The sequence below is a fragment of the Shinella daejeonensis genome (assembly GCF_024281235.1).
In the GTDB taxonomy this organism is placed as follows: domain Bacteria; phylum Pseudomonadota; class Alphaproteobacteria; order Rhizobiales; family Rhizobiaceae; genus Shinella; species Shinella daejeonensis.
Window position 1 is genome coordinate 1 of record NZ_JAHWXY010000024.1, and the last position, 7,596, is coordinate 7,596.

The window sequence follows — 7,596 nt, forward strand, 5'->3', positions numbered from 1 at the left end:
GTTCGTCGTCTTGCTTGTCATAGACCCTACTTCTCACGAGTTGGGGTCTCCGGCAAAGCCGGGGCGGTTCATTTCATTGAATACGATCAGCCTGCTCGGCATCACGCTTGTGACCGGAATCCTTGTGGATGACGCCATCGTTGAGGTCGAGAATATTGAACGGCATATGGAGATGGGAAAGTCTCCATTACAGGCGACGATAGATGCGACTGAGGAAATTGGTCTTGCCGTGACTGCTATTTCTCTGAGTGTCGCTGCCGTATTTGCACCTGTCAGTTTCATGAGCGGGGTTGCAGGCCAGTATTTCAAACAGTTCGGGCTTACCGTCGCCGTTTCAGTCTTATTCTCCTTGCTCGTCGCTAGGCTCATCACACCGATCATGGCCGCGCGCTTTCTGGTCCACAAGCCTAAGCCAAAAACCAAGCAAGGCCTCACAGGGAAGGCGTATGCACGCCTTCTGCAATGGACGACGCGAAGAAAGGGTATTGTGATCGGTGCCAGTCTGGGGGTCTTCGTGCTATCTATTACGGCATCGAGTCAGTTGCCGGATGATCTGATCCCGCTTGAAGATACCGGCCGGTTGGTTTTCGCGCTGGAGATACCGCCAGGTGGCGATCTCAACACCTTGGCGGAGGCCACAGACAGTTTGGTGCAGCGGCTGCGAACCGATGTTCCTGACATCCAGCACATTCTCGTGCGAGGTGGCGTTTCCCCCGACGGTGCAAAAGATTCGAGACGCGCGACCTTGATAGTGCGGCTGAAACCGCACAGCGAACGCCACCGATCCCAGCGTATCATTCAACAGGAAATACGTGATTTGCTCCGCGCGACAGACGATATCCGTGCATGGCCATTAAACGATAACGGAGGCCGAGAGGTCGAGATTTCGGTCTCGGCTGAGAATGTCTCGGTTATGGACAACGCGGTCGACGCACTGGAACGTCGCATGCGTGACCTTGGCCAGATAACCAATGTTTCAGCAGAGTCGGGTATCAGACGTACAGAATTACACATTATTCCGCGTTTGGCTGATGTTTCCCGACTTGGGGTAACCACAGAGCAAATCGCGGCGGCTGTTCGTGTTGCTGCGGTGGGTGAGATTGAATCCTTGCTACCCAAGATGAAAGATCAGGATCGACTGATACCTGTCCGTACGCGCCTTGAGCCGGCCGGGCGAAGTGATCTTGAAGTGCTGGGTAGTTTGCCGGTAGCGCAGATCGACGGAACATCTATTCCTTTGACGGCAGTTGCCGACATCGCGTTCCAAAGTGGGCCATCCTCTATTGAGCGATATGATCGTCAGCGGCGTGTCGTGATTGGGGCTGATCTCGCGACTGGCGCAGCTCTGGGCGGGGCGCTTTCGGAGGTGCTATCTTCAAGAGAGGCCACCTCCGCGCCCGCTGGAGTCACCGTGGGGCCCACCGGCGATGGTGAGGTCATGGATGAAGTAACAACCGGATTCGTATCTGCTCTTTTCATGGGCGTAGCGTTGATGTTTGCCGTTTTAGTACTGCTGTTTTCCGGCATCCGCGAGCCGATCGTGATTTTGCTTTCGCTGCCATTGTCGATCTCAGGCGCCATATTCGCGCTGTTGATTTATGACTTGGCGGTCAGCCTGCCGGTGCTGATCGGCCTGCTCATGCTGATGGGTATCGTTGCCAAGAACGCCATCATGCTGGTCGATTTCGCACAGATCGGCGTCCGGGAAGGACGGAGCCATGCAGAGGCGATCGTTTACGCCTGCCAGATACGCGCCCGACCCATTCTCATGACGACTTTGGCTATGTGCGCAGGCATGGTCCCGAGCGCGCTGGGCTACGGCGGCGGAGGGGGATTTCGGGCGCCTCTCGCCATATCTGTTATCGGTGGGTTGGCAGTGGCTACGGTACTCTCACTGATTACGCTTCCCGCATTCTATCTATTTGTTGAGAACACAGCAGATCGAATCGACCGAGTTTTGAACAGAAAGCAGGCATCATCTACAGCAAGTGCCGAGCAATCCTAATGGAAGTTTTAGAAGGCTCATATTCCCAATCCCTTTTGCCGACCCAACTGCCATGATATCGATCCGCCCTGCACGACGCCCATAACCTCGCGGCCGAGCTGGCGGTCGATGACTGGCCGCCACGGGACTAACGTAAACTCATGGCTCTTTTCGACCACGGCGAACTTGCCACTCGATAGCTGCACGGCGCCGGTGAACTTGCCGCTGACGTTCTCGCCGTCCGCGGCGGCCCGGAACGGCAGCGCCTTGCTTTCTGCCATCTCCGCGCCGACGCGGGCAACCTCGCGCTCGCGCAAGGTGGCGAGAAGATTGCGGCTGTAGAAGATGCGGCCGTCTCGCGCTCGGGTAGCGTCGCGCTGCTCGATATGATGCTCGCGGCGCTGCTCCATAGCTTCGCGCACCTGCTGGCCGAAGCCGGTCGGGGCAAGGTCGGCCGTCTCGCCATGGATCAGCCGCCGGTCCAGCCAGGTCGCGCCGTCCGATCCGATCTGCCTGTCCAGATTGACGGGGGAAAGGACGCGAACGCTAGCCTGCCGGTCGCGACCGGCATCGTATTCGGCCACACGGCTAACCAGATCATCGGGGATGCTCCATTGATTAGCATCGATGCGCTCGGCGATCCCCGCGCGGCGCAACGCCTCCAGCCGGCGCACATGGGCATCGACATAGCCCTCATAGTCGCCGCCCGGAACGCGGCCCTCGAATTTCACCTGCTCCAGATGGCGGCTCGGCCGATAGATGCCGTCCTCGGCGATAGCCGTGATGGTGCGGTCGGACGGCCGGGCCGCCGCCTCGGCCGGGCCGATCTCGATGATGCTGCCGATGCGGGCATCCTCCAGCCGCTCGGGCGGGATGCCGGCGATGTAGTGGGTGCGGCCGTCGATCCCATCCACCACGATTGTCAGGTTCTCGCCAAGCTCGTCGGAGAGATGCTTGTCCACGACCCGGCCGACAATGGGTGTCTCTGGCGCTACGTCATGGATTTGGAAACTCATGGGATCGCGTTCGCCGCCCTGCTGGCCGAGCGCCTTCTGCATGGTGCGGATAATGTCGCCCCGCTCGCCCAACTCGCGCAGGGCCGGCTCCATGTCCTTGCTCAATTCCCAAACGCCGGGCGCGTGCTCGGTCGCCAGCCCCATCTTCTCCAGCTTGGCGAGTCGGCGCAGGCGTAACGTCCGCTCGAACTGGCGGCGTGGTGCAGTCGGCTCATGGCGCAGGTCGAGGAACCGGGCATCGGCTTCCTCGATCATGGCGCGGTCGATCCGGGTGAAACGGTCTTGGTCGATTTTGGCCGACAGCTTGCGGGTCTGCTCGATCTCGGTCACGGGGCCGAGTTCGAGACTGGCAAGCTCGCTGGCGCGTTCGCGCAGGCCGGCGGAAAGATAGTCGCCGTTGATGACTAGATCCCCGCCCATATCGTCGCGGCCGTTGACGATGATATGCACATGGGGATGGCCGGTGTTGTAGTGATTGACGGCGACCCAATCGAGTTTCGTGCCGAGGTCGGCTTCCACCTGTTTCATGAAATCGCGGGTGTAGGCCGTGAGGTCCGACAGTTCCGCGCCATCCTCGGGCGAGACGATGAATCTGAATTGGTGGCGGTCGTCCTTGCCGCGATCAAGGAAGGTGTCGCCATCGGCGCGATCTTCGGTCGCCGAATAGAGCCGGCCCCGCTCGCCGTCGCGTGAGGTTCCGTCACGCTGGACATAGCGCAGATGCGCGCGGGCACGGCCGCCCTTCCATGCGGCCCTGACGCTGCGCTGCTTGACGATGACGCGGCGGCTGCCCGGCTGGCGATGATGCCAATGGCCGGAGATATTGCGGGCGCGCACGAAGCTCGCGCCCCGGCCGCGCTTCACGCCCTTGCCGCTGGCGACCACGGCACGGGAACGACCCTGCGATGACGGGCGAGCGGATGACGGCGTGGAAGGATCGCGGGAGGCTGCCGCCTGATGCTGCCGGGTGATCTTCTTGACCTGCGTGAAAAAGCTCTTGGTCTTGCCAGCCTTCGGCGTGTCGGATCGGATGCGGCCGGGCTTCGGGCGGAAGCGGTTTTCGTCGTCGGCGCTCAAGGGCGTGACTCCAGCCCAAACCGCCGAAAACAGGCCGATATGGGCCTATGGTGCCGCTCGAAACCCCGCAAAGCCAAGGCTTTGCGCGAAATTGCGGCACGCCGCCCCTCAAAACCATGGTGCCGGAATCGGTCGCCTAACCAGTGTGCAGACAACAATAATTTCCAGAAGCGGACCGATATGGTGCCGTCTTCTTTAATCTTGCCCTCCGCCCTTTCTGCCTTTTCTGCCCTTCCTGCCGGGAATCCAGCCGGGCAAAAACCAGCCTGACTGGACACCGGAATAAGCGCCGCCGAGCGCGGGAACGCCGCCCTCATGGCGTTCCCGAACCGCTCGCGTCAGCGACGAAAATGCTGTCGCCCTGCGACTCTGCATCGGCAGGATCGCGCGCCGGAACGGTCGCACGGCCGTCGCTGGATCGTGTGTCGGACGGCGGCGCGTCGCCCGGACTCATGACGAACAGCGGTGCCTCGCGCCAATCTGGCGGCGGTGGCGGTGGCGAGGACGGCGGTTCGGTTGCAGTCGCGCCGCCGAGGATCGGCGCGAGCGCGGCGACATAGGCCCGCGTTTCGGCCGGCAGCGTGCGGCCGGTCGCAAGGTATTCGTCATAGCGGCCGGGACCGGCATTGTAGGCTGCGAGCATCGCAGCGACATTGCCATAGCGGTCGAACATTTCACGCAGGTAGGCCGTGCCTGCGAGGATGTTGTCGCGCGGGTCGTAGGGATCGCGGCCGAGGCCGTAGCGGATGCGCAGGCCCGCCCATGTGTCGGGCATTACCTGCATCAATCCCATCGCGCCGGCAGTTGAGACCGCGCGCACATCGCCCGCGCTCTCGGCGCGTAGCACCGCGCGAATCCAGTGCTCGGGGATACCGAACCGCTGCGACGCCTCGGCGATGTGGGCCGCATAGGGATGGGCGACGGCCGGGCGCTCGACCGGCACGGGTTGCGCGACAGCGACGCCCGATCCGATGCAGGCGGAAAGCGCGCCGGCCAGTATCAGGACGGCATAATGCGATGATGTGGCGCGTCTATCGCCGCTGCGGATTAACTGGCCGATATATGCCATAGAAATCTCCTGTCTGTGATTTCAGTGCGTCGGCGCGCGCCACTCGTAGCGGCCGACGCCTTCCTCATCTGTCCAGAGCGGGACCGCTCGACCGATGACGGAGGCTGCGGGGGTGGGTCCAAAATAGCGGCCGTCGAGGCTGTCGCAGACCTCCCAATTCATGAGGAAGATTTCGCCGCCGCCGATGACGCGGCAGCCCTGCCAGACTGGCAGATCCCGGCCGAGGCTGTCACGCTCCAGCGCCTCGCCCATCTCGATCCCGTCAACCGTGATCATGGATCGCAAGCGGCAAACCCGCTGTCCCGGCAGGCCAAGGACGCGCTTCAACAGCGGGACGCCGCGCGCGATATAGCCGCGCTCGGCCATGAAGGCGGCGAGCGGTTCGGGCGGCATGACGGCGACCAGCTCGGGCACTTCGATCCGCTGGACCGGCTCCACGGTGTAGAAGCCGACGGGTGCGCTGGCTGTGACGTTCCAGATGAGTTTCGCTGGGCAATCGACGGCGCTGGCGGCGGCGATGCCGATGGCGGCGAGCGCCGTCACCGTGAGGGTGCGGCGGCGCGTCATGGCTCGATCCTTCGGCGGTGAAGCCACGCTTCATGTCGCTCGGGCGTGTAGGCGTGCGGCTCCAGATTGGCGGTCAAACGGTTGTGGACGTGCCGCCAGTGCTCCGGTGCGGCGTCGGCCGGATCGAGGCCGAGCGATTCCACGGCGTCGATGGCGGCAAGCCCGCGCTGCACCTTGGGCCAGCCGTCGAGGCGCAACAGGACTTCGCCACCGGGGCGGACGAAGGGCAATGTCTGGAACGGCTCGCCGCGCCCGATTGCCCGCACAATGTCGATGCGGGAAACGACCGCGCCATGGTCGCCGTTCGCCCATCGGACGAAGGCAAAGATGCTGCCCGGCGCGAAGCCGACCACGCTACGGCGGCGATCGATGATCTGTTCGTAGCTCTTGCGGCCGAAGCGTATCCAGTGTTCGACCTTCTTTCGCTGAAACATCAGTTCGACCAGCGTGGTGAAGGGTGGTGCATCCGCGAGGCCGCGTCCGCGCGCGCCGGGAAAGGTGCGCCGGGTCATTGTTCTTCTCCGGGAATGTCGATGGATGTGCAGGCGAGCACCGCGTCGAGTGCAGCTTCAGTGCGCAGAATGGCGCGCCCGATGGCTTCTGGGATTTGCGGAAGAACGGCGTCGCCGAACGCCTCGACGATCAGGCTGGCCGCAGCAGTCCCTTTGCGACTGCCGAGCGCAATGCGCGTGTCAGCCACCCAGGCGGAAAGCCCATCATCCAGCCGTAGGTGATGGGCAAGACCGCCGTTCCAGTCAGCCCATGGCTCCGCAGCATCGCCGCCAGCGCCCGCGCTCCCGCCCATCTGTCCGGCGCACGATTGGTCATCGCGCCATCCATCACCGCGTCCATCGTCGGCGATTTGCGCCGATCGTAGGCCGGGCTCCAACTGTCCATGCGGCTGTCGCGTTTCGTGGGTGTCGGCAGGATTTCCTCCGCGTGGCGCAAGAGGTTCGGCGTGTCGATCTGCGCCTTCGCCCCGTTCGCCCGCTTGCCCGTCTCGATCTCCTGCGCACTCAACCTGCGCCCACCATTCGGCTTCACCGGGGTTGGCATCATGCCCGCATGCCGGCTGGCATGGCCCTGCAACTGGCTGAGAATGTCGCCCCTGCCACCTCGATCCGCATCCGATTTCCTCGGCGTCGCCAGGATTGCCCGCAGCGGATATGTCGATCCGGCTCCGCCGCCTGTGGCGTCTTTCATTCCATCCGAGGCCATGGGTGTTGGCAAGCTGCTCGGGATCATAGCCGATGAGCCATGACCGCTTGCGGATATGGTTGGCGCCGACATCCGAAGCACCCACCACGCACGGTTCTGTGGCGTAGCCGAGCGCTTCCAGCTCGCCGAGCACCCGGTCAGCGCCGCGAGTTCTGAGATTAGCGCTGTTCTCAAAAGCGAACCAGCGAGGCCGGCAATCTCCGACCAGGCGGACGGCTTCGAGGTAGAGGCCCGACCGTTCGCCCTCGATCCCCTTGCCTTTGGTATTGGCGCTGGAGATGTCCTGGCAGGGCGGGCTGCCGACGATGATGTCGGGGAGTATTCCAAGGTCGGAAACAAGGCGAGCTGCCGTGAGGTCTCGGATGTCGTCGTAGAGGCGGACATGAGGATTGTTCTCTGCGTAAAGGCTGCGCCGCCATTCGACGATCTCGCAGGCGGCGATGGTGATGAAGCCGGCGCGATGGAGGCCAAGCGACCAGCCTCCGGCGGCTGCGCTGAACAGATCGAGCGCGCGCATCATGGCGCAGCTCGGCGGGTGGCACCGGCACCATGGCTCGGATGCGCGCGCGTCAAAGAAGAAGAGTTAGTTTTATTGTTAGCTGGGGTAACTGTTTCTGTTCTCGTCGCGTGTGGAGTAAGCGCCTCTTGCCATACCGTGAACGGTG

6 protein-coding genes and 1 pseudogene are annotated in these 7,596 nt (G+C 62.9%); 1 reads left to right on the top strand and 6 read right to left on the bottom strand.

What is annotated here, in order from left to right; translation table 11 throughout:
• A partial coding sequence (locus KYK29_RS22190; protein ID WP_254693055.1) for an efflux RND transporter permease subunit occupies positions 1-2,005 on the top strand: 2,005 nt, incomplete at its 5' end.
• Between the two features lie 17 nt (positions 2,006-2,022).
• On the opposite strand, the gene KYK29_RS22195 is transcribed toward KYK29_RS22190, so the two are convergent.
• The 6 genes and pseudogenes from KYK29_RS22195 to KYK29_RS22215 form a co-directional block, all read right to left on the bottom strand.
• Entirely contained in the window at positions 2,023-3,420 is a 1,398-nt protein-coding gene (locus KYK29_RS22195) for a DUF3363 domain-containing protein (RefSeq protein ID WP_437437290.1), read from the bottom strand.
• Between the two features lie 9 nt (positions 3,421-3,429).
• Positions 3,430-3,885: pseudogene (locus tag KYK29_RS22670) on the bottom strand (relaxase/mobilization nuclease domain-containing protein); the annotation flags it as partial.
• A 505-nt stretch (positions 3,886-4,390) separates the two neighbouring features.
• A complete protein-coding gene (locus tag KYK29_RS22200) occupies positions 4,391-5,146 on the bottom strand; it encodes a lytic transglycosylase domain-containing protein (RefSeq protein ID WP_254693057.1) in 756 nt (251 codons plus the stop codon).
• 21 nt (positions 5,147-5,167) lie between these two features.
• Positions 5,168-5,713, bottom strand: a complete 546-nt coding sequence (locus KYK29_RS22205) for a S26 family signal peptidase (protein WP_254693058.1) — start codon at positions 5,711-5,713, stop codon at positions 5,168-5,170.
• The gene (locus KYK29_RS22210; protein WP_254693059.1) at positions 5,710-6,225 is read right to left on the bottom strand and encodes a DUF2840 domain-containing protein; all 516 of its coding nucleotides are present in this window, start codon (positions 6,223-6,225) and stop codon (positions 5,710-5,712) included. Before KYK29_RS22210 ends, KYK29_RS22205 begins: the two co-directional genes overlap by 4 nt.
• Positions 6,222-7,451, bottom strand: a complete 1,230-nt coding sequence (locus tag KYK29_RS22215; protein WP_254693060.1) for a DNA cytosine methyltransferase — start codon at positions 7,449-7,451, stop codon at positions 6,222-6,224. Before KYK29_RS22215 ends, KYK29_RS22210 begins: the two co-directional genes overlap by 4 nt.
• Between the last annotated feature and the right edge of the window lie 145 nt (positions 7,452-7,596).